Annotated in this window: 24 protein-coding genes; 11 read left to right on the top strand and 13 right to left on the bottom strand. The window is 50.5% G+C overall.

What is annotated here, in order from left to right; all coding sequences use genetic code 11:
• Window positions 1-709: 709 nt before the first annotated feature.
• On the bottom strand, window positions 710-1,060 hold the full coding sequence (locus tag ACYVIY_RS18060; RefSeq protein ID WP_460977783.1) for a winged helix-turn-helix transcriptional regulator: 351 nt from the start codon (window positions 1,058-1,060) through the stop codon (window positions 710-712).
• Between the two features lie 125 nt (window positions 1,061-1,185).
• Here ACYVIY_RS18060 and ACYVIY_RS18055 point away from each other — a divergent pair, with 125 nt between their 5' ends.
• Window positions 1,186-2,145, top strand: a complete 960-nt coding sequence (locus ACYVIY_RS18055) for an NADP-dependent oxidoreductase (RefSeq protein WP_460977782.1) — start codon at window positions 1,186-1,188, stop codon at window positions 2,143-2,145.
• A gap of 579 nt (window positions 2,146-2,724) precedes the next feature.
• Here the strand turns inward: ACYVIY_RS18055 and ACYVIY_RS18050 are convergent.
• Both ACYVIY_RS18050 and ACYVIY_RS18045 read right to left on the bottom strand, forming a co-directional pair.
• Window positions 2,725-3,048: a TfoX/Sxy family protein gene (locus tag ACYVIY_RS18050; RefSeq protein WP_460977781.1), complete on the bottom strand. Its 324-nt coding sequence runs from the start codon at window positions 3,046-3,048 to the stop codon at window positions 2,725-2,727.
• A 196-nt stretch (window positions 3,049-3,244) separates the two neighbouring features.
• Window positions 3,245-3,670 carry an SMI1/KNR4 family protein gene (locus tag ACYVIY_RS18045; protein WP_460977780.1) on the bottom strand — a complete coding sequence of 142 codons (426 nt, stop codon included), beginning with the start codon at window positions 3,668-3,670 and terminating at the stop codon, window positions 3,245-3,247.
• 507 nt (window positions 3,671-4,177) lie between these two features.
• On the opposite strand from ACYVIY_RS18045, the gene ACYVIY_RS18040 reads away from it, so the two are divergent.
• On the top strand, window positions 4,178-5,188 hold the full coding sequence (locus ACYVIY_RS18040) for an IS110 family RNA-guided transposase (protein ID WP_460977779.1): 1,011 nt from the start codon (window positions 4,178-4,180) through the stop codon (window positions 5,186-5,188).
• Between the two features lie 164 nt (window positions 5,189-5,352).
• On the opposite strand, the gene ACYVIY_RS18035 is transcribed toward ACYVIY_RS18040, so the two are convergent.
• The 4 genes from ACYVIY_RS18035 to ACYVIY_RS18020 form a co-directional block, all read right to left on the bottom strand.
• Complete coding sequence (locus tag ACYVIY_RS18035; RefSeq protein ID WP_460977778.1) at window positions 5,353-5,895, bottom strand: hypothetical protein; 543 nt, start codon at window positions 5,893-5,895, stop codon at window positions 5,353-5,355.
• A 617-nt stretch (window positions 5,896-6,512) separates the two neighbouring features.
• Window positions 6,513-8,525, bottom strand: coding sequence for an STN and carboxypeptidase regulatory-like domain-containing protein (locus ACYVIY_RS18030; protein ID WP_460977777.1), 2,013 nt, complete (start codon window positions 8,523-8,525; stop codon window positions 6,513-6,515).
• A 64-nt stretch (window positions 8,526-8,589) separates the two neighbouring features.
• On the bottom strand, window positions 8,590-9,705 hold the full coding sequence (locus ACYVIY_RS18025; RefSeq protein ID WP_460977776.1) for a FecR family protein: 1,116 nt from the start codon (window positions 9,703-9,705) through the stop codon (window positions 8,590-8,592).
• Between the two features lie 26 nt (window positions 9,706-9,731).
• Window positions 9,732-10,310, bottom strand: a complete 579-nt coding sequence (locus ACYVIY_RS18020; protein WP_460977775.1) for an RNA polymerase sigma-70 factor — start codon at window positions 10,308-10,310, stop codon at window positions 9,732-9,734.
• 213 nt (window positions 10,311-10,523) lie between these two features.
• Between ACYVIY_RS18020 and ACYVIY_RS18015 the strand changes: the two genes are divergently transcribed.
• A complete protein-coding gene (locus tag ACYVIY_RS18015; RefSeq protein WP_460977774.1) occupies window positions 10,524-11,159 on the top strand; it encodes a hypothetical protein in 636 nt (211 codons plus the stop codon).
• Between the two features lie 184 nt (window positions 11,160-11,343).
• Here the strand turns inward: ACYVIY_RS18015 and ACYVIY_RS18010 are convergent, their stop codons facing one another.
• Both ACYVIY_RS18010 and ACYVIY_RS18005 read right to left on the bottom strand, forming a co-directional pair.
• A complete protein-coding gene (locus ACYVIY_RS18010) occupies window positions 11,344-12,864 on the bottom strand; it encodes a GH3 family acyl-acid amido synthetase (protein ID WP_460977773.1) in 1,521 nt (506 codons plus the stop codon).
• 57 nt (window positions 12,865-12,921) lie between these two features.
• Window positions 12,922-13,047, bottom strand: coding sequence for a hypothetical protein (locus ACYVIY_RS18005; protein WP_460977772.1), 126 nt, complete (start codon window positions 13,045-13,047; stop codon window positions 12,922-12,924).
• Between the two features lie 52 nt (window positions 13,048-13,099).
• On the opposite strand from ACYVIY_RS18005, the gene ACYVIY_RS18000 reads away from it, so the two are divergent.
• From ACYVIY_RS18000 to adhP, 8 genes are all read left to right on the top strand, one after another.
• Complete coding sequence (locus tag ACYVIY_RS18000) at window positions 13,100-14,416, top strand: TolC family protein (RefSeq protein WP_460977771.1); 1,317 nt, start codon at window positions 13,100-13,102, stop codon at window positions 14,414-14,416.
• Window positions 14,406-15,563, top strand: coding sequence for an efflux RND transporter periplasmic adaptor subunit (locus tag ACYVIY_RS17995; protein ID WP_460977770.1), 1,158 nt, complete (start codon window positions 14,406-14,408; stop codon window positions 15,561-15,563). Before ACYVIY_RS18000 ends, ACYVIY_RS17995 begins: the two co-directional genes overlap by 11 nt.
• Before the next feature lie 82 nt (window positions 15,564-15,645).
• Window positions 15,646-16,896, top strand: coding sequence for an ABC transporter permease (locus ACYVIY_RS17990; protein WP_460977769.1), 1,251 nt, complete (start codon window positions 15,646-15,648; stop codon window positions 16,894-16,896).
• Between the two features lie 103 nt (window positions 16,897-16,999).
• Entirely contained in the window at window positions 17,000-17,695 is a 696-nt protein-coding gene (locus ACYVIY_RS17985) for an ABC transporter ATP-binding protein (protein WP_460977768.1), read from the top strand.
• A gap of 45 nt (window positions 17,696-17,740) precedes the next feature.
• Window positions 17,741-18,820: a sensor histidine kinase gene (locus ACYVIY_RS17980; protein ID WP_460977767.1), complete on the top strand. Its 1,080-nt coding sequence runs from the start codon at window positions 17,741-17,743 to the stop codon at window positions 18,818-18,820.
• Window positions 18,817-19,584 carry a LytR/AlgR family response regulator transcription factor gene (locus ACYVIY_RS17975; RefSeq protein ID WP_460977766.1) on the top strand — a complete coding sequence of 256 codons (768 nt, stop codon included), beginning with the start codon at window positions 18,817-18,819 and terminating at the stop codon, window positions 19,582-19,584. The genes ACYVIY_RS17980 and ACYVIY_RS17975 overlap by 4 nt, the downstream gene beginning before the upstream one ends.
• Window positions 19,585-19,752: 168 nt before the next feature.
• Window positions 19,753-20,130 (top strand): spore germination protein GerW family protein, encoded by a 378-nt coding sequence (locus tag ACYVIY_RS17970; RefSeq protein ID WP_460977765.1) that lies wholly within the window; start codon window positions 19,753-19,755, stop codon window positions 20,128-20,130.
• 257 nt (window positions 20,131-20,387) lie between these two features.
• Complete coding sequence (gene adhP / locus ACYVIY_RS17965) at window positions 20,388-21,479, top strand: alcohol dehydrogenase AdhP (protein WP_460977764.1); 1,092 nt, start codon at window positions 20,388-20,390, stop codon at window positions 21,477-21,479.
• A gap of 139 nt (window positions 21,480-21,618) precedes the next feature.
• On the opposite strand, the gene ACYVIY_RS17960 is transcribed toward adhP, so the two are convergent.
• The 4 genes from ACYVIY_RS17960 to ACYVIY_RS17945 all read right to left on the bottom strand — a co-directional run bounded on the left by ACYVIY_RS17960 (window position 21,619) and on the right by ACYVIY_RS17945 (window position 25,641).
• Window positions 21,619-22,263: an NAD(P)-dependent oxidoreductase gene (locus ACYVIY_RS17960; RefSeq protein WP_460977763.1), complete on the bottom strand. Its 645-nt coding sequence runs from the start codon at window positions 22,261-22,263 to the stop codon at window positions 21,619-21,621.
• A gap of 55 nt (window positions 22,264-22,318) precedes the next feature.
• Entirely contained in the window at window positions 22,319-22,726 is a 408-nt protein-coding gene (locus ACYVIY_RS17955) for an RrF2 family transcriptional regulator (protein WP_460977762.1), read from the bottom strand.
• Window positions 22,727-22,844: 118 nt separating this feature from the next.
• Window positions 22,845-24,440, bottom strand: a complete 1,596-nt coding sequence (locus ACYVIY_RS17950; RefSeq protein WP_460977761.1) for a GNAT family N-acetyltransferase — start codon at window positions 24,438-24,440, stop codon at window positions 22,845-22,847.
• A gap of 172 nt (window positions 24,441-24,612) precedes the next feature.
• Complete coding sequence (locus ACYVIY_RS17945) at window positions 24,613-25,641, bottom strand: threonine aldolase family protein (protein ID WP_460977760.1); 1,029 nt, start codon at window positions 25,639-25,641, stop codon at window positions 24,613-24,615.
• Between the last annotated feature and the right edge of the window lie 192 nt (window positions 25,642-25,833).

Here is a 25,833-nt window from a genome sequence, read left to right as displayed (position 1 = left end):
AGAAATAAAACGTTTGGAGAAAAATCCAAAATTGGTGCAAGCCTTCTTCCACAAAAAAGAGATAGGCTTCATTACAAGTTAATTCACAGGCCTATAACATAAAAACTGCCAATTGCCATAAAGGGCAATGGCGAGTTGGGCATTCCATTCGAGACCCCTTTTTCTATGGTATAGCGTACCAGATTAGACCCTAGCATACCGGCCCCAAAGGGCATGTGACGTTTCTCGTAGTAATCCATATCGAAGGTTTTACCTTCTGCGTACGGCTAAAAAAACGGACACTTTGATCAAACCTTTTTCAGCAATGTCTGCTTTTCGGACTTAGACGTGTTGTTTTATTGGGCAAATGCTGAAAAACAAAAGCCAAGGGCTACGATGACTAATATAAGTTTAATTTTCATGATGGTGGTTTTAAGTGTCCCAAGTACGTCTAGTACAACGTAACAAAAATCTGATTTTGCCGAGACAAATACCAGGGCAATCACAATACGGCTCCGAACCGTAAACAGAAGCAATTGCATTGGCGGTTGGTCCGACCCCTGCGAGGGTTGATATACACTTGAACCAGCATACGAAGCCGCTTCCTTTGCTCATTCAGTTTAGATGTACGCACACCATGTAACTCATTCATTATCAGACTACCCATAAGTTGGATTCTAGAATATAGGCACATACTCTGGTAGTCCCATGCTACGTATTCATGTCTGGCTTATTTCGCGATTTTCTCCTTTCGCATTTGTTCCAGAGCCCATTCGCTTAAATGTGTAATGAAAGGAATTAGTTGCCTGCCTGTTGGAGTCAAGCTGTACTCCACTTTGGGAGGGACTTCATGGTATACCTTTCTGTTTATAAGATTATCTTCTTCGAGTTCACGAAGCGTTTGCGTGAGCATTTTAGTGGTAATGCCATTAAGCGTTCTTTTCAACTCACCGTAGCGCATCACATCATTGCTTTTATAAATATACCAGAGTATTCTACCCTTATATTTTCCACCGATACGCCGAAAAGCGTAATCAACCGGGCAAACAGCTCCAAAAATTCCTTCAAAATTCACTTCCATTTTAGACGAATTTAATTAATTGATAATCAGCAATAGATTCTTTTTGGAGACTAAGATACAAAATAGTATGTACTTGATTTCGGGTATTGTACATGCCTACTTTGCCCCAACAAACTTAATGAAAAATGAAAGCCATTATTTTAAAAGAAGCCGGCGGTGTAGAAAATCTCATCGTAACCGAGTTAGCTCGACCTACTATTCATGACGACGAAGTACTGATACAAACGAAGGCCATCAGTATCAACCCTATAGACGCCGTAGTTCGTAATAATACTGAGTTTTTGAAATTCATGCTTAAATTAGAAGAGGGTGAACAGCCGGTGATACTGGGATGGGATATTTCAGGTGTTGTCGTGGCGGTAGGTAGCCACGTAACAAGATTTAATGTCGGCGATGAGGTGTTTGGCGGCATTAAATTTCCGGGTCACGGAAAGGGATATGCCGAATATGTAGCGGCCCCTACCAGCCAACTCGCTTTTAAGCCCAAAAACATTTCTCACCAGGAATCGGCAGCGGCTAGTATGGCCGCGCTTACGGCTTACCAATCACTAGTTAAGTATGCTCACGTAAAAACAGATGATAAGGTGCTGATTCATGCTGCTGCTGGCGGTGTGGGGCATTATGCCGTGCAAATAGCTAAACATCTGGGTGCTTATGTTATTGGTACAGCATCGGCCGCTAATAAAGATTTTCTCTTACAACTGGGTGTGGATGAATTTATTGATTACAAAACCCAGAAGTTTGAACACATTGTTACTGATGCAGATGTGGTAGTAGATTCTGTAACAATGGATGGTGCTCACATCGAGCGGTCGTTGAAGGCTTTGAAAAATGGGGGTCGGCTGATAAGTCTACTCGCTTTTTTTGATGAGGTATTCATTGAAAAAATGAAGGCGAAGAATGTGTACGGACACAGACTATCCGTACGATCAAACGGCGATGATATGAATGTGCTTGCTCAATGGCTGGAGCAGGGAGTTTTAAAATCGCACGTGTCAAAACTCTATTCTTTTGAGCAGTTGGCAAAAGCTCATTCGCAAATTGAGACGGGAAAAACAAAAGGTAAGATCGTTGTCAAATTGTAAAGCAGATGGCACTATCTACTAGACCTTCCGTCCAGCAGGAATTGACGAGCATGTAGCGCACATGCACATTTCGTTGGAGATGTGCTGTAAGTTTTAACGCACAGACAAGCAATATGCAACACTCACAATTCTTCGGGGGTGTTAATCAGCCTACGGTGATGGTTGACCTACAAACGCCCTGTAGGATATACTGGTTGCCACGCAAAAGTAATCCCGAACGGAGCGGACAACAACGCACTTAACCGCTGAAGATCAAAGTACGAAGCCTGTTGCTACGTGGCGAACTCCTTTTTTATCAGCCTACCCAACGGGGACGTTTGTCCTGTCGAACGCTACGTTGACAATACGTTCCAGGTTTACTTTTCGGGGCGTTTCTTGTATCAACCGGAATCTGGACAGCGAGTCCAAACCGCTCTGTTACGAGACGAGGTGTTCGTCAGCAACTCCAGCAACCACTCACTGAACAGGCTGTCACACGCGACCTGCCCCTGTCCAAAAAGGTTGGCCTGTCTCCGAATGCAGCCTGTCGACCGACATCCGGACTGCAACGTAAACGAACTTGCTCACGCTGGTCAGATTTCATTTTTTCTTTTTCGGTTTAGGTAAGGGCAATTCTTTCACTGATATTCTCACTAATTCACTTAACCATTCGCTATCTTCAATTTTGTCCTCTATTAAAAAACTTGGTTTTGCTCCTTCATAGGGTGATGCTTCTAAAACATTTCCTATAAATTCTCGGCCTGAATTGGTTGGCTTGACGAATAATTTATTGTCACATATCAGTCCAAATAATTTTTCGTCAGAATAAATACCGTATTCACCAAACATCTTTTTAGCGGTTATTACGCCTGCATTTTTGATTTGGTCTAAAACAAAGTCCACAAAATTTTGGTCAGATGCCATTGGTTAGTTCGTTATTGTCGACTGAGACGCGAAACACTCACTTGCATGGCCGGTTCACCCAACGCCCCAAGTGTTGATGGTGAGCAAGCAAGATAACCATAACGGACGTACCTGATACCTTTACACACTTGGCTTCGTTGGGCTGTCGCACGCCACCACAGGCGAGCTGCCTGTCGCCGAGAAGCCACTTTTAAGCCTAAATGTACTCCCGTAACCCGCTGATAAAGTCGTCGAGATTCTCCGAGATTAATTGTGGTTCGTGCTCAAACTCAAACACTTTGCCGAAATTCTCTGTACCGACACCAATACAAACCACTAAGGCAGCCCAAGTGTCTGCTATCATCACCAAGTTAGCAGCGTGCATCTCCGGTATATAATCACGATTATATAAATTTCCTTTAACCATCTCATCAACTGAATAGAAACTGTCTATGCGGTTTCCTGTAGTCTCTCCCCATGTATCCTGCCATGTATAATACTTATGGTCTGGAATGCCTCCATTTGCCCTAAGCAAAAACTCTTTATACGAGTTTGGGAGCGTTAGACCTAACTTTTCTTCGGCTGATTCCAGATCGGCTGGAGTTAAACTGCATCCAACTTGCGTTATAACTAGGTGGCTCATAGATGTTACTTGTGTCGCTGGAACTTAATTTACTTATTAGTATGCTCTATCGCCCATAATCTAAAACCGTAAGCCTCAAACTTGCCTCGCTCAAGCGTTTGGCTTGTCAGCCAGAAGCCGAAATTGTAAGTCAAAATCTACCTAATCGGGGCGTTCGCTTTGTCGCCGAGAAACTGACTTACTAAGTTGTCAAACGTACAATAACATGTTGGGCGGCCGTGTCAGCAAGCGGCTTGAGCATTCCACCCAACCGTTAGGTTTGTCCCGTGAGACAAAACCAGGAATCAGATTTTGGCCCACCCATTAGAAAAACAGATCTTTCAAGGACACAGGGAATGATCTATCCACCCAACCGGGAGTCAGACCCATTGGTGCGATGCAGACCCCTGTGGCCCTTGAAGCGCAACACCCGGCAACATATAGGAATTTAGGTTCGCGGCCTATTATAACGGTTATGTTGGAGATGCGTTGCCTACTCTTTTTTGGTCATTGTAAAACTAAACAGAAATGAAAAATTACCACTACTTCGTCGGTGTAGATTTAGGAAAATCTACTATTGCCATCTGCGCTCTCAACCAGCAGGAAAAGTTGGTCTTAGAGACGAGCATTCCCAACACGAAGACCGGTATGGAAGCCTTGCTCAAACGCTTGGAAAAACTGCCGGACTTTACTCTGAGCGCAGCCCTATTCTGCATGGAGCATACGGGTATCTACTGTCAGCCGATAGTAAGCTTCTTTTATCCTAAGTCAGCCGATTTATGGCTAGACTCAGCGGTACGAATCAAGCACAGCTTGGGCATCAAACGAGGCAAAACAGATAAAGCGGATGCCCGCGCCATTGCGAAGTATTCGATCAGAAACCAAGCTGACTGCCAATTATTTACGTTGTCAGACGCGGTGCTTCATCGGGTGCGTCAACTGGCTCAGCAACGCGACCGACTCCTGGACATGGCTAAGGAACTGACTGACTTAGCCACCGATTATAAAGCAATGGGCCTGACGGCTGAACTCAAATTACACCACGAAAGCAGTGATGAGGTAGTGGCTGTTCTGGGCAAGAAAATCAAGGCCATTGACGGACAAATTCAGCAAGAAATCAAGGCGTCTCCCAAGCTACAGACCAACTTCGATCTACTGACCAGCATACCGGGCGTAGGCAAGCAAACGGCCGTTTTCATGTTGGTTTTCACGGGCAATTTTACTCGGTTTGATAACCCAAAAAAGCTGGCGAGTTACTCGGGTGTTGCTCCTTTCAGCTACGAATCAGGTACGTCAGTACGTGGTCGGACGAAGGTCAATCGGATGGCAAATCTGAAGCTGAAATGTCTGCTTCATCTAGCTTCGTTAGGTGCCATCAAAAGCGAGGGTGAACTGCGAACTTACTATGACCGAAAAGTAGCTGAGGGCAAGAACAAAATGAGTGTTTTGAATGCGATCCGGAACAAACTGGTACATCGAATGGTAGCCGTTATTGAACGACAGCAGCCCTATCAACCCATTCTATCGGCAATTGCATAATTTTTAGTTAGCGCACCTTGTTTGAATCATAGGAATCGACCACAAGGGCTGATGGATGAGGGCGCTACGTGCCTGAACAACCACAGCGTCAACCTTTACACCCTTGTTTGGTTGGGCTGCAAACTCCCCCTCGGGGGCGAGCATCCTGTCACACGAGACCGCCCTTACTTAAATTTGCTACTGTTCATTTTAGTCTGCAATTCATTCAGAATTTCGAGCTGATGTTCTGCTTTCAATCTTGATCGGCTGGAATTATCAGGAGTCTCGTTAATAATACGTGCCTTACGATCAATAGAAAACTCAACAAACTTTTTTAATTCATCCAGAAGTTGATTTTGCTTACTAAATGCTTCTTCTTGCTGCTGATAAGACTCCATATGACGCATCAAAAATGAATTCAATTCTTCTACGTTATAGGGCCGTTTATAAGTCTCGATCATATCACAAGTGAAAGTATAAGATCCGCTATCAAAATAGGTTGATATTGATAATTTGACTCTGCTCCCTACCGATACTTGCTTATAGTCTGCATCCTCTTGGTAGGCAATTAGCTGTTCAAGTTTATCTATTTCAAGACTTGTCTTATCAATATTTATCAGGTTCCAAACCTGAACAGCATCAGGCTGATTGGGTTGTAGCCCCCAGTACATGTATTCTTCTAACTGGAGGTTTGCCCCGTCAATCTTATATGATTTGAAAACACTCATGTAAATCGTTTATAATTCTTGAATAACTCCTGCGTTTCTCGTGTCGACCAAAGCTGAACAACGAGCCCAAAAGCAGTTCAACCGGGGCGTTTCTCGTGTCCACAGGAGCCGCCTAGCGAGCCTAAACCGCTTTGTCACGGGACGATCAACCTGTCGCACGCGACCTCACCACTACGTTATTGGCTATTCTATCCACCCAACATATATATGTACGCCAACTCACTTAATATTAATTTACTGATAATCAGGGTAATCCTATTAAGTGTACATATGCTTTTGCGGCTGCAAAACGCGAGTTTGTTCAACGGCTAACAAGTGTACAAACGGGTTCGCTACTACGCAAAAAAATGGCTAAAAGAGTAGCGTTGATTCAGACCGAATTGATTATACGGTGGTAAGACATTGAAGGGGGGCCAACTACTTCGTTGATGACAAAGGTCAATTTTATCGCTTCACCGCAAGGGGTGATGTTAAACCACTGCGCCGGACAGTGAGACGGTACACGCAGGGGTATACGCTTAAGAGTTGTTTTTATAGCCTTTCGCAATTACGACCGATGTTGCGTCGGCATGTACCTACTCCAATAGAATGGTGATAAATGGAGCTATTTCCCCTGCTTAATTGCGGCTACAGATACGAAGCCCCGCGTGGAAGCCGATCCAGCCCGCGTTGTAGTTGTTCCAGCGGTCGAAGCCTTCTCTGAACATCGGCACCTGAACGGACGTAACGGGTTTCGACACTTCGTTCTGGCTAAAGAACCAGTTGACCGTGGGGCCCACGACTATCGCCAGACCGCGTGACAGTTTTTTCTCCAGGCCAATGTTTAGGCGGTACAACTGGCTACCTTCGTCGAAGTAGCGCCAGTCGGCGGGTAGGTGATAGTTGCCCACTACGTCGAAATTCAGCATCCAGCTACGTCCCAGGTTGGCGGCTGTGCCCAGGCCGTACCCGAAGCTCCACGATGGGCGTTGGTCGTTCTCTAAGCGCGATCCGGCGGTGAAGATGTTGTAAAAGGCCCGGTGACCGGTCTTGAACGTCAGGTTCACCAGATTCACCTCGTCGGTCGATACTTCCAGACGGCGGTAGCCATTTTGCTGGACCCAGCTAAACAACCCAATGGGTGGGTGCTGCGAATAGGAAGAAATGTTGATTAAGCCGATCTGAGTGCCTTTAGTTACCCGATGGGCCGTGTTGAAGAAACCGCTGATCTGCGAGCCTTCCAGGTCTTTGCCCGTTACGTTGAAAAAACCGGCTACCTGGGCCCCAACCGCTTCGTCGCCCGCTACGTTACCAAATCCGGCCACCTGCGCGCCTTTCAGCCGTTCGCTCGACAGGTTAAAGAAGCCCGCCAGTTGTACGCCATCGGTGCGGTGCGCGTTGATGTTGGCAAAACCCGCCACCTGAACGCCTTCGGCATCCTGCTCGACTACGTTGGCGAATCCGGCCACCTGTACGGCATCGTTCAGACGCCCCAGCGTTACGTTGGCAAATCCGGCCGCTTGTATTCCGTGTAAATCCCCGCCGATGGCGTTGGCAAATCCGGCCACCTGTACGCCCTGCATGTTCCAGCGGACGGCATTGGCGAAACCGGCAGCCTGCACACCGTCGACTTGCTCGCCTACTACGTTGCCAAAGCCAGCGACCTGAATACCCCGCACGTCACCGCGAACGCCGTTCAGAAACCCGCCGACTTCAAGTCCGGTATTTCCCAGCGAATAGCCACCTAATACGTTGAAAGACATGCGGTTGGTGACGCGGGCACTCAGCATGCCATTCGTGCCCACAAAGGGCAGAACACTTACCTGAACATCGCGGTACAACGTATCGCCAACCAAGTTCGCTTCGTGGATTTCTGACTTAGTCGACATAAACCAGTCGGTCAATTTCTGTTTACCCCGTTCCCAGGCCGAAATCTTCGGCGTATAGGTCGTGTCGGCTGAGGCAATCAGCACCGGCTGGATGGGCTGCTGAACCGCAATGGCAATCCGGCGCGTAGTATCGACGGACTGACGGATCGTGAGCGGTTGAAGGTTCTTGCTGAGGGGAGAGGGTTCCAGGCGAATGTTCAGCGTGTGCGACTGCCGCGACGATACCCGTACGGTTTCTCCGATGTAGTTTTCTTTACGAACCTCCAGCCGAAGTGACGCCAGCTCGGTGGGCAACTTGATGCGATAATAGCCAAAGGGGTTGCTGATGGTAGAAGCTAATGTTGTTTTCTCGTAGATACTGGCCTGGCCAATTTTGCGGCCCGTTACTTCGTCCAGAATGTACCCGTCGAGGTAAAAGTTCTTAGGCCGTTCGTCAACTGCGGGTAGCTCGGCCCGTACCAGGATGATGTGATTGCCGCGGGATTTATACGTAACGGCCCCTCTGAAGAGTTGGTTGAGGGCTTCCCGCACAGTGTTGTTCGAAAGACGTAACGAAACAAGGCTGCCTTCGCTGATGACCGTAGGACTATACGAAAAGTTAAACTGACCTTCGCGGCTGATAGCGGTCAACGCTTTGTCCAGCCGTTCGTTGCTGATGTTGATGCTGATGGTACGCTCGAGTGGGGGCGTGGGTTTGGCCGAGCCGATAAGGGGAAAACTCAGCCAGCTAAAAAAGAGAAGAAAGTATCGATGAAAACGCATAATCGTGGGTGCTTTTGCCGATAAGACAGCTCAGTGAATGGCTCCCCCTATCAAAAGCGTAAAATTATTCCGGGCAGCCTTCCCCGTCGAGTAGCACCTGCTCACCATCCCGGCGTACCTGAAGCCCCAGCGATTCGGCGATTACGTTGAGTACTGTATCCAGCCGTTCGTTGTTGTCGAAGCGAACGGTTAACAGGCAGTTGGTCAGCCGCTCGTTTGCTAGTCGCACGTCGGCTTGATATACGTCATTGACCGTTCTGACGATTTCGGCCAGCCGCGTTTTGGTGAACACCAATTGGCCGGTTCGGTAGGCGAACAGGTTGGGTTCAGCGCGGAGCGTTTTCCGGATGGTGTCGGCTTTGCTATCGAAGGTCGCCAGCTCGTTTTTAACCAGCGTTACCTGTTTTTTCTTAGCCGTAAACAAGACTTTACCCGTCCGGACGGCTACGCGCACGTCGTTTTCGTAGGCCCGGACGCTGAACGACGTACCGAGCACCTGCACCGTGGTTTGAGCCGCCCGGATACGGAACGGCTTTGTTGGGTTAGGCACCACCTCGAAGAAGGCTTCGCCGGTTAACGTTACGTCGCGGCTGTCGTCGGCAAAGGTTTGCGGGTAGTTGAGTCGACTTCCTTTTTTCAGCCAGACTTTAGATCCGTCGGGCAGGGCCTTGACCAGCGTTTGGTTGGCGGAGGCTACCGACAGTTGCGGTCCGGGTTCGTTCCGGAGATTTCGCACCATCAGCCAGCCCAAAACTGATACCAGTAAGACGGAGGCTGCCACCTGCCAGTAGCGCGGAAACCACCGGTTGCCGGTCTGCTGAGTTGGGTGAAGCGGCTTGATGACCGGTTCCCGAACGGCCGGAGCCGGTGCTTCAAAACTGGCGGGTGGAGTAGGGGCGGTAGGGATAGCCGAACCCGCCTGCATCCGGCTGCGCATCTTTTGCCAGGCGGCATCTGTGTCAACCGGAGCCGCCTGCTGCTGATTGGGTCGCTTTAGTTGAGCGGCCGTTTCCCAGATCCGCTCGAAGCGTTCAAATTCGCGCTGGTTGGTTTCTTCGGCAGACGCATCACGCTGGCTAAGCCACAGGCGTACCCGTTCCGACTCGGATTCGTCGGTCTCTCCGGCCAGGTATTTGCCGAGTAAGCGATCATCTATTGGCTGTGGGTAATCGTCCGCCATGTTCTGCCCCCTAACTAATCGTAAAACTATTCATATAAGCGCACCCCTAACAGAATCAAGGCTGGCAGGTACTCGGCCAGGTCAGTTCGCAGGATACGCAGGGCCTTTCCGATCTGGTTTTCCACCGTCTTGATGGACAGCCCCAGCCGGTCGGCTATTTCCTGGTACTTCAACTCATCGAAGCGGCTCATCATAAAAATAAGCCGACACTGCTCGGGTAACCGCTGAATGGCCTCCTGCAACCGGTCGGACAGCTCGTTCGCCATTAGCACCTGCACCGGAGCCTCGTACGTCTGCACCAGGTCGGCCTCGACCTGATTCCGGTGTTCGGCCTGAACCGCCAGATGTTTGATGCGATTCAGACACCGGTTGTGCACGGCCCGGTAGAGGTATGACTTCAGCGATGCGTTGATTTCCATGCCGTCGCGTTTCTCCCAAATGGTCATAAACACAGCCTGAACTACCTCTTCAGTGTCGTCCCAATCTTTCAGGAACGAGTGGCCATACTGGCACAAGGGGTTGTAATGCTGCCGGAATACGGCCTCAAAAACCCGCTCGTCGCCACGTTGTATAGCAGCAAGTATTTCCTGATCCGATAGTTGCACGGGGTGGTATAAATGACGTTTCCGGTGCAAATCTATCATACTTCTTCCGTTGAATGTACTCCTGCGACTGTAAGACAACCGAACTGTCGAATCCCCCTATTAAGCGGCAATAATTTTTCATAAAAATAAACGAGGGTGCTGTCCTATGCTGATTGAGGCCTAAACCAACCGCAGCCGAACGGGTTAATCAAGCAGGACATTCGTATTGCCCGTATGCTGCCAGCCAAAATCGATTCGCAAACGCAGGACATTACGCCCGAGCTAGCCCCGTTCGAGACGAACAAACACATCCCGGCCGTCATCAAAAAGAATGTCTTAACGGCTCTGTCGTTCTATCCGGAGTTAAAAGATACAACCATCCATTTCCTGTTTAAGCAGCGAATTTCGTCGTCGGTGATGCAGGCACAGCCGGTGTTTCGAACGCTGCTGCTTGGCCGACCGGATCGGACGTATCGAATCAACATCAGTGCGATGTTCAAACTGACCCATACGGCCATTCCGATTCACCAGCTTCCCGACGAGATCATGATTGGATGGGTTGGCCACGAACTGGGGCACATCATGGATTATGAACGCCGGAGTAATCTGGGCATGGTCGGTTTCGGACTTGGCTATGTTTTCTCGCCCCATTACGTCCGGAAAGTCGAACGTATCGCCGACGATTTCGCGGTTAGTCATGGCTTGGGGCAATACCTGATCGCCACGAAGCGATTTATCCTCGACCATGCCGAGTTGCCACAGGCTTACAAAGACAAAATAGCCCGGCTCTACGTATCACCCGAGGAAATCGTTGACCAGGTGAAGAAGCTGGAGGAGGAAAAGCTGGCCAAGCAGAAAGAGGGCTTGTGAGTTTTTCTGTATTATAACATTGATAATTAGGCGATTAGCCTTACTAGTTTTTGTCATCCCGAAGAATGAGGGATCTTCGGATGAGGCTGAAAACCTCCAGCTATAGTAGATCCCCGCTCCGGAGGCCCGGTCCTGGCGTCGGGATGACAAAAATGGATTTACAAAAATTCGACCTTAAAGCGCCCTACACAAGCCGCTGAACATACTCCTGAAAGGCCAGAAAATCATCTTCCTTCATCACTCGGGGAATCTTTGTCTGACCACCCAGCTTCTTGTAGTCCTCACTCCAGCGATAGAAACTTTCGACCGGAATTACCTCGGCTTCTACGCCTTTTAGCGATTTCGTGCGGGCTACCTTGTAGTTCTTATTCAAGACGCACAGTTCCTCATCAAGCGCGGCCGCAATTCCCTGATTATCGACAAGCCGGTTAGCCCCCAGAAACCATTTGTTGATGTACTCACCATCTTTACGAATAGCCGACACGACAAACTCCTTAATCTCGATATCAAATTGTTTCTGCATTGTCTCCATAGCCTGGTTCATCTGAAACACGGAAAGCTGCTCACCGACTACGTTCAGAAAGTGCTTCGTTCGGCCGGTGATTTTAATTTCGGAACGGGGCTTATCGGTGATCATCACCGTATCGCCGATCATGTATCGCCAGGTGCCGGAAACCGTCGAAATCAGCAGGACATAATCCACATTCTCTTCCGCTTCTTCCAGCGACAGCACCTGGGCGTCCGGCTTTACCCGCCCCTCCTCGTCCATGTTGTCGTCGGTGAACGGCACAAACTCGAAGAAGATACCATTGTCCAGAATCAGGGCCATCGACGAGGTGTCGGGTCGTTTCTGCGTGGCCAGATACCCTTCCGAAGTTAGGTACGTATCGATGTAGGTCAGGGGCCGGGCCAGCAACTTCTCGAAGCTTTTGCGGTACGGGTCGAAGGCTACCCCACCGGAGGTGTAGACCTGTAAGTTCGGCCAGATGTCGTGGATGGTGTCCAGGCGGTTGTGCGAAATCACCTCTTTCAGCATCATCTCAATCCAGGACGGAATACCGCTGAGGCTACCGATGTCCCATTTCGGGGCTTCCTGCGCAATCCGGTAGACTTTCTCGTCCCAGTTGGTGATGGATGCAATGTCGACGCCGGGTTTATAATACGTTCGGAACCAGGCCGGAATGTTGGCCGCGCTGATGCCACTGATTTCGCCTTCTTCGTGGTCATCTTTCTGGATCAGGCTGACGCTACTGCCCAGCATCATAATCTGCTTCTCGAAAAAGTCGGAGGGAAGGTCGAAGTTCGTTAGACTCGCCACCTGCTGGATGCCCGACTGGCGAATGGAATCCAGCATATCATCCGTTACCGGAATGGATTTGCTGTTGCTGGTGGTGCCGCTGCTGAGGGCAAAATACCGTTGTCCACCCGGCCAGGTCACATTCTGATGCCCTTCCAGGAGGTAATGCCACCAGTCACTGTACAGTTTATCGTAATCGTGGACAGGTACCTCCGCCTGGAATGCCTTGACAAGGTCATCGCTGCTGAGGATTTGCGTGAAGTTGTGCTTCTTGCCGAAAGCGGTGAGCCGGGCTTTTGTCAATAGTTTTTTTAATTCGTCGCGTTGCGCTTGGGCCGGGTCTGGTTCCGACGTAACAAAGCCATAGACATCAATCGCTTTTTTGATGAATTCGCCAATAACTGACATAGGTAGTTGAGATACACAGAAAGATACTAGCCAATTAACCAGATCATAAGGTCTTTGTTAGCCTTGTTCGTGCCGACGCGGCCAACCTGATCGAATGGTTACGACCCTGGGTTCGCTTATCAACGGCTTTGTTATCACCTCGTCGGCTTCACCGGGTTTTTTGGCGGCTTCATAAACAATCATAGCGTTAAACTATAAGCGGTGCTGTTGATTTGAGCGTCCATTCCACGTGACTATGAATCGGTTAGTACTTCTAGGGGCGCTCGGCTACGCACTGGTCGGCAACGCCCAGACGGTGATCCCCACGGTGCAGGAGGCATTGGCGCTGGCCAAACGTAACAATCCTGAGCTGGTGAATGCCCGTCGCAACCGTACCGTACAGGATCAACAGCGAACGGCTATCCGGGCCAACGTATTACCTCAGGCGCGGGTGTATGCTAACCTGGATTATAACTACGCGCTGCCGGTTCAGCTCGTGCCCGCTGAGTTTCTGGGCGGTCGGCCGGGCGAGTTTCGGTCGCTTCGGTTTGGCTTACCGTGGTATTTGACCGCAACGGGAGAGGTGACAGCCCCCATCGTGAACCGACCCTCCCGTGCAGACATTGGTATTGTGAACCAGAACTTGCAGCTTATCGACGACCAGAACCTGGTGTTGCAGGACGAGATTTCGACGCAAACGGCACGGGTATACCACGCTACGTTACTGACCAGAGCGGCTATCGGCATCACCCGGCGAAATCTGTTGGCGGCTGATACCTTAACGCAGATTGCCCGGCAGCGACTCGACAAAGGACAGAGTGAACCGCTGGAATACAATCGAATCCGCTCGGTGCAACTCACCACGGCCGATGTCCTCTATCAGAATGAACTGGCCTACACCCGAAATTTGAACCAGTTAAAACTGTTACTGGGCCTGGCACCGTCCGATAGCTTACTGCTGACAGAAAACCTAACGATACGTCCGGTTGACGGGTTTGCCCCGGCTGACGCCATCCCAGCAAACGAACGACCACAGATAACGCTCCGCCTGGCACAGGTCGAACTGTCGAAGTTGCAGTTAAATCGGGAAAAGCTGAGTCGTTGGCCTACGCTTTCGGCTTACGCCCGCTACACCCAACAGGCGCAGCGGAATGCGTTTAACTTTCTGAATGTCAGTCAACCCTGGTACACAATCGGGGTGACGGGCCTGCAGTTCAACCTTCCGATTTATTCGGGCGGGTTACGGAGCAGTAACATTGCACGGGCCCGGCTGCAACTGAAACTGGATGAAGCGGAACTGGCCTACGAACGCAATCGCCAGCAGGTCGACAATGAGGATGTCCGCAATACGTATAACCAGGCGGTACGATCGCTCGAACTGAATCGGCAGAATTACGAAATCAGTACGCAGAACGTTCAGATTGCACTCATCAAGTACCGCTCGGGCCTGTTTGCGTATGACCAGTATCTCAACGTGTTCAACGAAACGCTGACCGCGCAAAATCGCTACCTCAACAACTTATCGAACGCGTTTATTAACCAGACGATTCTACAGATACGTAATGGAAACTAATGTTCATAGCGGCCGTTTCACCAGCGGCCGAATAAATTCAGTCGCTCAAGGAAGGGTAATTTATGGTGTACTGCTACTCATTGTGTCTATTGGCACTAGCTGCAACCGGGGTAGTGAAAGCGTTTCGCCGACCTATAAAGAGTTAACCGAAGCGGTGTACGCGTCCGGCAATGTGTATCCACGTAATGAATACACTGTAACAGCCGATGCTAATGGTGTGCTGGAACAACGGCTGGTCAACGAAGGCGATTCGGTTCGGAAGAATCAGCTCCTGTTTGTGCTGGAAAGCGCTTCGGAAGATGCGCGTCGGGCGGCTGCGGCAACGGTTCTTCGGCAGGCGCAGGCGAATCTGCGCGGTAACTCGCCCGTACTGGCTGAGCTGGAGGTGCAGGTACGTAACGCCCGTGTCCGGCAGGCGAATGACTCCGTCAACTATGCTCGATTCAGGGAGCTGTACCAGCAAAACGCTACGTCGCGGGCCGAGCTGGAACGGGCTGAATTGAACTACACCGTGTCGCGTAATAACCTGCGGGCGCAGCTCAATACGTTGGCCCGAACCCGCGACCAGCTCCGGCTCGATGTAGAAAATAACCGCAGCCAACTCGTAACCACCGAAGTAGCCGGCCGAAATACCCGAATCCGCAGCTTCGTCGACGGCAAGGTGTACGAAGTCTACAAAGATCCGGGTGAGGTCGTGCGACCCGGTGAACAACTGGCCCTGGTGGGCAGCGGCAGTCGGCTGTATGCGCAGCTGGCGGTCGACGAAAGCGATTTTGGTAAAATTCGGATTGGGCAGTCGGTGCTTATCAAGACCGATGTATACGCCGATAAGGTATTCAACGCCCGCGTCACGAAAGTGTATCCGAAGCTCAACCGGACGGACCAGTCATTTCGGGTCGATGCTGAGTTTGTCGGGTCCAAACCCGATTCGTATTACGGCCTGACCGTTGAAGCGAACATCATTATCAGCCAGCGCCAGCGAGTGTTAACCATTCCGAAATCGTACGTAGTCGGCACCGACAGCGTCTGGATTGAGCGGGACGGAAAACAGCAAAAGATCAAATTTCAGAAAGGAGCCGAAAATTTCGAGCTAGTCGAGGTAAAAGGCGGCCTTACGGAAGGGGCTAAATTAATTGCGAAAGAGTGAATGAGTGAAAGAGCGAATTGCTCCTGATTACATGTGTCAGCTATTCACTCTTTCACTCATTCGCTCATTCACTCTTTGGATCATGAATATTCGCATTGCTACTCAAATTGCGCAAACGCACCTGCTGGCCAAGAAACGGCAGACACTCGTGGCTATGCTCGGCGTTACGTTCGGCATCGCTATGTTCATCACGATGATCTCATTTATGCAGGGCGTCAACCAGTTTCTGGAAGATTCGGCGCTCGATGCCAGTCCGCACGTGCGGATGTATAACGAAGTGAACACCCAGCGGCCCAGTTTAATCGAACAACTGAATCCGGGTAATTTCAACGTCGTCTACCACCAGAAACCGAAGGACGAACTAGCCCGGCTCAAGAATGGACTGGCCATGGCCCGACGTATCGAGAAGGAGCCGGGTATACTGGGCGTGTCGCCACAGGTCGCTACGCAGGTGTTTTACAATAACGGACCTATTCAGCTGTCGGGAACCATATCGGGGGTAGAGGTAGAGCGTGAAAACCGGCTTTACGACCTGAAATCCCGTTTAAAGTCGGGTTCGTTAACGACCTTGCAAACCAATCCCGATGGCCTGATTATGGGGGCAACGCTGGCCCGTAAACTCAACGTCCGGACGGGCGATAAAGTGACGGTGACCACGCCAGGGGGCGGCACGCGCATTCTGCGGATCGTAGGCACGTTCGGGTTTGGTGTCGGTACGGTCGATAACACGAAGAGTTACGCCAACCTGTCGACGGTGCAGGAAATCCTGCAAAAAGACCCAAGTTACATCACGGATATCCACGTCAAGATGATCGACCCTTTGCAGGCGATTCCGTTCAGCAGGAAGCTACGGGCTGAGTATGGCTATTATACCGAAGACTGGGCCACGGCCAATCAGGCAATTCTGGCGGGGGAGAAGATTCGGAACATGCTCACCTATGTCGTGTCGATTACGTTGCTGGTTGTGGCGGGATTCGGTATCTACAACATCATGAACATGACGGTCATTAACAAAATCAAAGACATCGCCATACTGAAAGCGACCGGTTTTGATGGGAAAGACGTAGTCGCTATTTTTCTGTTGCAGGCTGTGTTTATCGGCCTGTCGGGTGGATTGATCGGGCTGGGTATTGGCTTCCTGCTGAGTTACCTACTGTCGGTAACTCCCTTCGACGCGGGCGACTTTTTGAGTATCAAAACGTTTCCGGTCATCTTCAGAGCCAAGTACTACGTAATGGGGCTTCTATTCGGGGTAATCACTACAGTACTGGCGGGGTATTTCCCCTCGAAGAAAGCTTCGCAGGTTGATCCGGTAGCGATTTTAAGAGGGTGAATATAAGTTGTAAGGTTGCAGGGTTATACAGTTAGCTGACAACCGAACCCCCGCAACGGAATCAACTCACTAACTCTATAACTGTACAACTCTCTAACTTCTCATGCCTGCTGTTCTGAAAGCCAATCACGTCAACAAATACTTCTACGACCCGGAGAAGTTTCAGGTCTTGAACGACATTACGTTTGAGGTGCAGAAAGGCGAGTTTCTATCGATTGTGGGCAAATCGGGCTGTGGCAAATCAACGCTGCTGTATCTGCTCTCAACGATGGATACCGACTACGAAGGAGAGATCGAAATGGCCGGTACGTCGCTGCGGGGACGTAGCCAGGATTTTCTGGCGCATTTTCGCAATGAACATCTGGGCTTTGTGTTCCAGTTTCATTTTCTGCTGCCCGAGTTTACTACCTTGCAGAACGTAATGCTGCCGGGCCTGAAGCTCGGTAAATATCCGGAGAAAGAGGTGGAAGAGCGGGCGATAGAGAAGCTGCGGTTAATCGGTATGGCCGAATACGCCCGCAAACCAGCCAGCAAGCTGTCGGGTGGGCAGCAGCAGCGCGTCGCCATTGCCCGCGCGCTCATCAATGAGCCGACGATCATCATGGGCGACGAACCGACGGGTAATCTGGATAAAGCGAATACCGAAAATGTGTTCGAGATCTTTCAGGAGCTGGCCAGCAAAGGGCAAACCATAATTGCCGTCACGCACGACCCCGATTTCGCGGCTGGTACGAATCGCGTCATCGAAATGTCCGACGGAATGATCATCAATCAGCATAAAAATAGGAATCTTGCGTAACGGAAGCCCGGCTATAGCTTTTGACCTTACGAAGCCCCGTCAGCCATGAAAATACGGTTTGCTAAAAAAGTGGAGTTGGCCTTTCTCTACATATCCTTACTGGGAATTTTTGGGCGTGAATGGGTGATGCCTGGCATAAGCTGGCAACGTCAGGTTCTTCTGTTTGCTATAACCATGCTGATGTTGAATGCCATTTGGATATTCCATTACTGGTACAACGACTACCTCGACCGGCGGTTACCGTTCGAGAAAAGCGTCCGGTGGCGGATCATTGCGCAATCCGTCGGTAGCTGGGCAATTGTTAAAACCGCACTCTTTTGCTGTGGTCTGCTGGTTATTGATTACATCATCCCGGCGCTATCCGAGGTTGTGAACCGACTGACAATCATCACCATTAGCATTGGCACCTTCTTCGCTAATGTTGTCATCAGTTTGGGGTTCATTGTCAGCCAGTTGTTTCAACGCTGGCAAGCCAACCTCGTTCGGGCGGCTCGGCTCGAGAAAGAAAAATCGCAGGTGCAGTACGACAACCTGAAGAACCAGCTTAATCCGCATTTCCTGTTTAATAGTCTGTCGTCACTGGATGGGCTGATTGACGAAGATCCGGTGTTAGCACGCAAGTTTTTGCAACAGCTCTCCAAGGTATTTCGGTACGTACTACAGCATAAGGAGAAAGAGCTGGTCTCCCTGGCTACGGAGCTGACATTCATACGAAACTACGTATCGCTGCTCAAAACCCGCTTTGATGGGTCACTGGACGTGGTTTTCTGCGTAGCGGATGAGGCACTGGATCAGGCGATTGTGCCCGTGACGCTACAAGTTCTGATCGAAAACGCGATCAAGCACAACACCATCAACGAGGCAAAACCGCTAACCATTCGCATCTCCGCAGCCGACGGCTACCTGACGGTGGAGAACCCAATCCAGCGCAAACGGCAGGTATTAACCTCGAACGGACAAGGACTGAGTAATCTGAAAATGTTGTATCAGTATCTGAGCCCAGTGCCGGTTACCGTTTCCGATACAGAGCAGTTTACGGTCCGGATCCCCTTAGTATCGCTGGAGGTTACCCGAATTGCCGAACGTAACGTTGTCGAACCATTGCCTGCTGCAGAATCCGTATGACTATCCTGTTGATTGAAGATGAACCGGTGGTGGGCCGACAACTCGAAAAGCTGGTGCGTCAGCTGGAGCCGCAGGCCATTATTGACGGCCCGCTGGTAAGTGTAGAAACTGTTTGTGCGTATCTGAGTAGCCATCCGACACCTAACCTGATCATTTCCGATATTCAGTTGTCTGACGGAGTGAGCTTCGACGTATTCAGTAAGCTGTCCATATCCTGCCCGATCATTTTCACAACGGCTTACGACGAATACGCCATCCGGGCGTTTAAGCTGAATAGCCTCGACTATCTGTTAAAGCCGATCGATCCCGATGAACTGCGAGTGGCGTTGAGCAAGTTTCACCGCTGGCAGCCCGACGGTGCTGACTTTCAACAGCAGTTCCGGGAGTTTTTGACCGACATGGTTGGTCAGCAGACGCAGAAAACGTTCAAACGGCGCTTTACCGCCCACCAGTTACGTCAGATTATTTCGGTGCCTCAGGACCAGGTTAGCTGTTTTTGCCGCGATGAACTGATTTTCCTACATACCCTGACTGGTCAAAAACTCGTGACCGATTACGCTACGTTAGACGAACTCGAAGAGTTGGTCGACCCTAATGTGTTTTTCCGGGCGAATCGGCAGTACCTGGTCCACCTCGACGCGATCACGGGCTATCAACCGCACTACAGCGGAAAGCTGTTACTGATGCTACGTCAGACAAATCCACCGGAGATCACGATCAGCAAAGAGAAAGCGTCCCTGTTCAAGAGGTGGTTTGAAGAGTAAAAAACGTCGGCAACCTCAATGATAGGGTTTGTAAAAAGTCCATGCTACGTACTATACACTCAATATTGACTGACAATTGGTTCAGATTAGCGTTTAGGTGATGAAGATACGCAGTCAGCAAACCTGACGGATCTGATGTATCAACCATGAACTGTTACTGTCGTTAATATGAGTGCATCAAACGCCCAGCAATCCATTCAATCACTGCTCGATCGACTAACGAGTCAGGCAACCGTGCAGAAGGTCTACGGAGAGCCAATCGTATCGGGGGATAAAACCATCATTCCCGTAGCTAAAGTAATTCTCGGCTTTGGCGGTGGTTACGGAGAAGGTAGAGGAACCACCAGGAAAGGGTCAGCTAATGCTGCCGACAGCGGCCAGGGCGAAGGCGGTGGGGTCGGTGGTGGCCTTATCGTCGAGCCAGCGGGCTTTGTTGAAATCACACCGACAGGTACTCGTTACGTGCCTATGCGAACCGGCCGCTACGTAGCAATTGGTGTTGCGCTGGGTTTTGTATTGAGCAAAGTGCTTAGAAGCCGACGCTAGAGCCTGAACAAGTGGTGTAAACGAATGGGTTGGAAATGCCGGTCCGGGCCGGGTTGGTGAGGAGTTGAGGGCAAATCAGTTGCTGCTTGGCGAGAGTCTATGAGCAGCGATTTGATCGGTGCGTTCGCTTACTAATATCAGCGAACGTGCTGATGCAGATCATGTCTGGCGTGGTGAGCCAGGCATACATTTGCCCTATGCGTTTGGTCAGTCTGCTAGTCGGTTGACTCGTTCCTCAAACTTAACCCCATCGAACTATGGTACCAACTCTAATGAAGGCGGCAGTGGCGCATACGCATGGTCAGCCGCTCCAGATCGAAGACGTTCCTGTACCGACCGTCATTCCGGGTCGAATTCTGGTCAAAGTGGCAGCCTGTGGCGTTTGCCATACTGATCTGCACGCTATTAATGGCGATTGGCCAGTAAAAGCAACCTTGCCTCTGATTCCGGGCCACGAAGGCGTAGGAACTGTCATGGCGGTTGGGGAAGGGGTGACCCAGGTAAAGGTAGGAGACCGGGTTGGCGTACCCTGGTTATATACGGCCTGTGGGCACTGCGAACACTGTTTTTCGGGCTGGGAAACGTTGTGCGAACAGCAGCAGAACACGGGATATTCCGTACAGGGCAGTTACGCCGAATACGTTCTGGCCGACCCGAATTATGTAGGGCACCTGCCGGATTCCCTCTCGTTTGAGGAGGCTGCCCCCATTCTCTGCGCGGGCGTTACGGTCTACAAAGGGTTGAAGGAAACCGAGGTGAAGCCGGGGCAATGGGTGGTTATCTCTGGAATTGGTGGCCTGGGGCACCTGGCGGTCCAGTACGCGAAAGCCATGGGCATGCGGGTCGCTGCGGTCGATATCCAGGACGATAAATTAGCCCTGGCCAAAAGCGTGGGTGCTGATCTGGTGATCAATGCGGCAACGGAAGACCCGGTTGCCGTTATTCAGGAAACGATTAAGGGCGCTCATGGCGTATTGGTCACGGCTGTTTCGCGGTCGGCCTTCAAGCAGGCCGTCGGCATGTTACGTCGTCACGGAACGCTGTCACTGGTTGGGTTGCCACCCGGCGATTTCGACCTGAATATCTTCGACATTGTGCTGACCCGTAAAACCGTCCGGGGTTCAATTGTGGGAACACGTCAGGACCTGATCGAGAGCCTGGCGTTAGCTGCCCAGGGAAAGGTGAACGTTCATTACCATAGCGACCGACTGGAAAATATCAACGAGGTGCTGGCGAATATGGCCGCTGGCAAGATTGATGGCCGGGTCGTATTAACCATTGCGCATAACGAATCACAACCTCAGACCAAATCAAGCGTACAGCATACCGAAGCTGTGCACTTTTCGTAACATAAGCTGCAAAAGCAAAGGGCATAATTCAGATACATTTCATCACCCCAAACCTACGCCGGGGTGATGAAATTAGGCGATACAATACGTTGACGGATAATTGCCAACTCCGCATGTACCCCCGTAATTCACGCTGGAGTTAATAGCCAATTGTGAAGCGTTGCCTGATGAACTTCGGAGTTTCCAGTTCATTCAGCAGAGCAACGGCCAGATCATCGACTGAAATCGTCGACTCGCCTTTGTCGTTAAAAACGGGCTGGTCGGTGCCGATCCGGAAGGTGCCGGTACGTTCGCCGGGTTGCAGCATAATAGCCGGGCTCAGGAACGTCCAGTCTAACTCGGTATTCTGACGTAACAGATTCAGATAATCACGGGCCGACGTAGCGCCGGTTTTCCAGGCGGCCGGGAACTCGGGCGTATCAACCAACTGCACACCCGGCGCTATTTCCAAACTTCCGGCACCTCCAACAACCAGCAACCGCTTTACACCCGCTTGCTGCGTCGCTTTCTCGATGATCCTGGACGCTTTTAAAAAGTCATCGTACAGGTTTGGGTTATCCCAACCGGCATTGTACGCACTCAGTACGGCATCATGCCCTGATAGGACCGTTGGTAAGGCAGTTTCGTCAAAGACGTCGACTGCTTTTACCGTTAGGTTCGAGTCGCTGGCGGTAATTTTCTCGGGATGGCGGACGATTGCCGTTACAGTATGGCCCCGTTGTAAAGCCTCGTCGAGCAGTTTTGAGCCTACAAATCCAGAGGCTCCGATGATCACTACGTTCATGGTTGATTGATTAAGAAGTTTGTAATAAAAAATGTTACAGTTATGCGTAAAAAAATTAAGTGAACTTTCCACTGAAGTTTTCCAACGTACTCGTACCGAGTTTTTGAACTAACGCTTCTTCCACGTCATTATACAGGCCGTCGAGATGTTGGTTGATCTGCTTACCGACCGGACAGTCTGGGTTTGGGCTGTTCCTGGTCGTTCCTAAAAACGATCCCTGGCGAGTGGCCTGGAAAACATCGGATAGCCGAATCTGTGAAGCTGGTTTGGCTAACATCGCGCCCCCGTTCTTTCCTTCCCGGCTAATCACTAACCCGTGATTACGGAGGTTGCTGATCTCTTTGCGAACCAGCACCGGATTGATGTTTATACTACCCGCTAAATAATCGGACGTTAGCCACTCGCCTTTGCTTTGGTCGAGCAAGGTCAGGATGTGCAGCGATATGGCAAAGCGGCTGTTCATTACTGTAATAACTAATGTTACAGTAGAAAGGTTGCCCTATGCATGAAAAAATAAGCCCGAAGAGTAATCTCTTCGGGCCGGGAGTTAACGAACAGCTCTGGAAAAACGCAGGCAGTAGTTAGCTAACAACAATCAATGGGGCTACTTCTTCCGGATCATTGTCGGGTGAGTCTTTCCTCTTTTTCAGCGCTTTTCGGGCCGTTTTCTTCAGTGTTACGTCATACAGATCGGTTCGACGGTCTTTCATTACCTGCACCGATCCATGTTCATGCAGCTCTTTCAATAAGCTCAGATCGACGTCGGCAATCAACACCATTTCGGTATTCGGCGTAGCCTCCGCTTTTACCGCGTTCGTTGGAAACTGGAAGTCCGAAGGGGTGAATACGGCAGACTGCGCAAAGTTGATGTCCATGTTGTGAACCTTCGGCAAGTTACCGACACAGCCCGAAATTGCTACGTAGCATTCGTTCTCGATGGCCCGGGCCTGCGCGCAGTGTCGCACCCGCGAGTATCCATTCTGGGTATCGGTCAGGAATGGAACGAATAGAATCTGCATGCCCTGCTGGGCCAGAATCCGGCTGAGTTCGGGGAATTCGACGTCGTAGCAGATGAGCATACCGATCTTGCCGCAGTCGGTGTCGAACGCCCGAATTTCGTTACCACCCACCATACCGTAGTGACGCACTTCGTTAGGCGTGATGTGAATCTTGCGGAACTCCTCATACGAACCATCGCGCCGACAGAGGTACGCCACGTTGTACAGCTTTCCTTCTTCGTCGACCAGCGGCATCGAACCGCCCACGATATTTACGTTATACGAAATCGCCAGTTCACAGAGTTTGTCACGTACCGGCACCGTAAAGTCGGCTAATTTCCGAATGGCGACTGGCTCGGGTAGATCATTGAAATCCGCCATCAGGGGCGTATTGAAGAACTCGGGGAGCACCATAAAGTCAGCTCGGTAGTCGCTGACGGCATTGGCAAAAAACTCGACCTGATCCAGAAACGACGCGAGATTTTTAAACAGTCGCATTTGCCACTGAATTACGCCCAGCCGGATAATCGAATCGGTATGCGGTTTTTTATTCTTCTCGTCGACGTAATAGATATTGATCCACTCGAGCAAAGTCGCGTATTCTTTCGACTCTGTATCGCCGGGAAGATACCCGCGGAGGACTTTCCGGACGTGGAAATCGTTGGAAAGCTGGAAGGTCAGCGTCGGGTCGTAAATTTCCTTCTGCTTGACCTTCGCGATGTATTCGCGGGGCGTCAGTTCATTGGCAAATTTATTGTAATTCGGAATCCGGCCACCGGCCAGAATTCCCTTCAAATTCAACTGCTCGCACAGCTCTTTCCGCGCATCATACAGCCGCCGACCAAGCCGCAGGTCGCGGAAATCGGGGTGAACGAACACTTCAATACCGTAGAGATAATCACCCTCGTCGCTGTGCGTTCGAAAGGTGTAATTACCCGTAATCTCCTCGTAGGTATGATTGTCGCCGAAATCACTGTATTTAACCCGAATGGCGAGCGCAATTGCGACAACTTTACCATCGACCTCAACGCAAAGCTGACCTTCGGGAAAGAGGTTGAGCAATTTGTTGATCGAGCTCTTCGGCCAGTAATCTCCGCCAATGCCACTATATACTTCTATCATCGTCTCTTTGAGATCGTGATAGTCTTCCTTCTGTAGAGGTCTTGTCTGAATATGCATAGATAATTGGTTGTCCAGACCGGGATTGAGAGGATTGAATGGATTTACAGGATTTTGTATCCTACGGAAAGGAATAAGCTTTGAATTAAACTCAATAAGTTCCTTGAGCTAAACGCACAAAAATGCTTTTGCTCAAAGAGCAGAAGGCTTTAACAAAATCCCGTTAATCCTTTTAATCTGATAAATCCCGGTTCAGACGGTTTTCGAGCTCCGCTATCATCTCATCGGTCAGATCAAGGTGCGTAACAAAACGCACCAAATGCTTGCCAAATGTGACGCTGCGGATGCCTTTCGCTTCTAATTGAGCAACATAATCAACGGCTAAGAGGTTTGTCGGAAGCCGAAAAATCACAATATTCGTGTCGATGGGCAAAATCTCTTCGACTTCGGGCAGACGTTCGAGCATGGCTCCAATTCTGCGGGCGCGGAGGTGGTCGATCTTCAACCGATCGACGTGATGGTCGAGCGCATAAATGCCCGCTGCGGCCAGAAAGCCAGCCTGCCGCCAGCCGCCCCCCATGAGCTTCCGAAACCGGCGCGCCTGTCGAATGAAGTCAGCTTTACCAAGCAACAATGAACCTACCGGGCAGCCCAGCCCTTTGGAAAGACAAATGCTGATGGAGTCGAACAACTGACCATACGATTCCGTCGGTTCACCGGTCTCGACAAGAGCATTGAAGAGTCTGGCTCCGTCGAGATGAAGGATCAAGCCATGTTCATCGCATACCTGCCGGATGGCCGCAATCTCAGGCACCGTATAGTAGCAGCCACCCCCTTTGTTCACCGTGTTTTCGAGCACTACCAGGCGCGAGAGCGGTTTGTGCGGATCGGCGGGACTATAGATGTATTCGCGTATAAGATCAGGGGTTAGCTTTCCCCGCTCGCCATGCGCCAGACTGGCCGAGGCCAGTGCATTAACCGAAATGCCACCGCCTTCGTATTGATACACGTGCGACAGATAATCGCAGATTACGTCGTCGCCGGGGCGGCAATGGGTACGAATGGCGAGTTGGTTGGTCATGGTGCCCGATGCGCAGAACAAAGCAGCCTCTGTGTTGAACATGGCCGCTGCTTTCGCTTCGAGTTCGTTAACAGTGGGATCATCGCCCAGCACATCATCGCCGAGCCTGGCCGAAAACATAGCCTCGCGCATGGCGGGCGTGGGTTGCGTAACGGTGTCGCTACGAAGGTCAATTACCATACAAAAGAACAGGCCAGGAGTGGCCTGCGTATCTACGTTCAGGTTTTATTCAAACTGCAATGTAAGGACATTGGTCGGCTTACGCGTTAGCCGCTGCCTAGTTTCTGAACGCGGATGTGACCTTATTGCCTTCAGTTTAAACCGGGTTTTTACGAAAACGGGGCAAAAACGTTGAAACTCTTGCATTTATAC

The organism is Spirosoma knui (genome assembly GCF_054780635.1).
Note: the sequence above shows the minus strand (reverse complement) of the source record. Positions and strands in the feature narration are given on the sequence as shown.

Bases quoted from the DNA above. Each gene is read 5' to 3' on its own strand.
- ACYVIY_RS17955 (WP_460977762.1), bottom strand. From the start codon at position 22,726: ATGAACAGCCGCTTTGCCATATCGCTGCACATCCTGACCTTGCTCGAC.
- ACYVIY_RS17945 (WP_460977760.1), bottom strand. From the start codon at position 25,641: ATGGTAATTGACCTTCGTAGCGACACCGTTACGCAACCCACGCCCGCC.
- ACYVIY_RS17975 (WP_460977766.1), top strand. From the start codon at position 18,817: ATGACTATCCTGTTGATTGAAGATGAACCGGTGGTGGGCCGACAACTC.
- ACYVIY_RS18015 (WP_460977774.1), top strand. From the start codon at position 10,524: ATGCTGCCAGCCAAAATCGATTCGCAAACGCAGGACATTACGCCCGAG.
- ACYVIY_RS17980 (WP_460977767.1), top strand. From the start codon at position 17,741: ATGAAAATACGGTTTGCTAAAAAAGTGGAGTTGGCCTTTCTCTACATA.
- ACYVIY_RS17950 (WP_460977761.1), bottom strand. From the start codon at position 24,440: ATGCATATTCAGACAAGACCTCTACAGAAGGAAGACTATCACGATCTC.
- ACYVIY_RS18050 (WP_460977781.1), bottom strand. From the start codon at position 3,048: ATGGCATCTGACCAAAATTTTGTGGACTTTGTTTTAGACCAAATCAAA.
- ACYVIY_RS17990 (WP_460977769.1), top strand. From the start codon at position 15,646: ATGAATATTCGCATTGCTACTCAAATTGCGCAAACGCACCTGCTGGCC.
- ACYVIY_RS18000 (WP_460977771.1), top strand. From the start codon at position 13,100: ATGAATCGGTTAGTACTTCTAGGGGCGCTCGGCTACGCACTGGTCGGC.
- ACYVIY_RS17960 (WP_460977763.1), bottom strand. From the start codon at position 22,263: ATGAACGTAGTGATCATCGGAGCCTCTGGATTTGTAGGCTCAAAACTG.
- ACYVIY_RS18035 (WP_460977778.1), bottom strand. From the start codon at position 5,895: ATGAGTGTTTTCAAATCATATAAGATTGACGGGGCAAACCTCCAGTTA.
- ACYVIY_RS18045 (WP_460977780.1), bottom strand. From the start codon at position 3,670: ATGAGCCACCTAGTTATAACGCAAGTTGGATGCAGTTTAACTCCAGCC.
- adhP (WP_460977764.1), top strand. From the start codon at position 20,388: ATGGTACCAACTCTAATGAAGGCGGCAGTGGCGCATACGCATGGTCAG.
- ACYVIY_RS18005 (WP_460977772.1), bottom strand. From the start codon at position 13,047: ATGATTGTTTATGAAGCCGCCAAAAAACCCGGTGAAGCCGACGAGGTG.
- ACYVIY_RS18010 (WP_460977773.1), bottom strand. From the start codon at position 12,864: ATGTCAGTTATTGGCGAATTCATCAAAAAAGCGATTGATGTCTATGGC.
- ACYVIY_RS17985 (WP_460977768.1), top strand. From the start codon at position 17,000: ATGCCTGCTGTTCTGAAAGCCAATCACGTCAACAAATACTTCTACGAC.
- ACYVIY_RS18040 (WP_460977779.1), top strand. From the start codon at position 4,178: ATGAAAAATTACCACTACTTCGTCGGTGTAGATTTAGGAAAATCTACT.
- ACYVIY_RS17970 (WP_460977765.1), top strand. From the start codon at position 19,753: ATGAGTGCATCAAACGCCCAGCAATCCATTCAATCACTGCTCGATCGA.
- ACYVIY_RS18055 (WP_460977782.1), top strand. From the start codon at position 1,186: ATGAAAGCCATTATTTTAAAAGAAGCCGGCGGTGTAGAAAATCTCATC.
- ACYVIY_RS18030 (WP_460977777.1), bottom strand. From the start codon at position 8,525: ATGCGTTTTCATCGATACTTTCTTCTCTTTTTTAGCTGGCTGAGTTTT.
- ACYVIY_RS18060 (WP_460977783.1), bottom strand. From the start codon at position 1,060: ATGGAAGTGAATTTTGAAGGAATTTTTGGAGCTGTTTGCCCGGTTGAT.
- ACYVIY_RS17995 (WP_460977770.1), top strand. From the start codon at position 14,406: ATGGAAACTAATGTTCATAGCGGCCGTTTCACCAGCGGCCGAATAAAT.
- ACYVIY_RS18025 (WP_460977776.1), bottom strand. From the start codon at position 9,705: ATGGCGGACGATTACCCACAGCCAATAGATGATCGCTTACTCGGCAAA.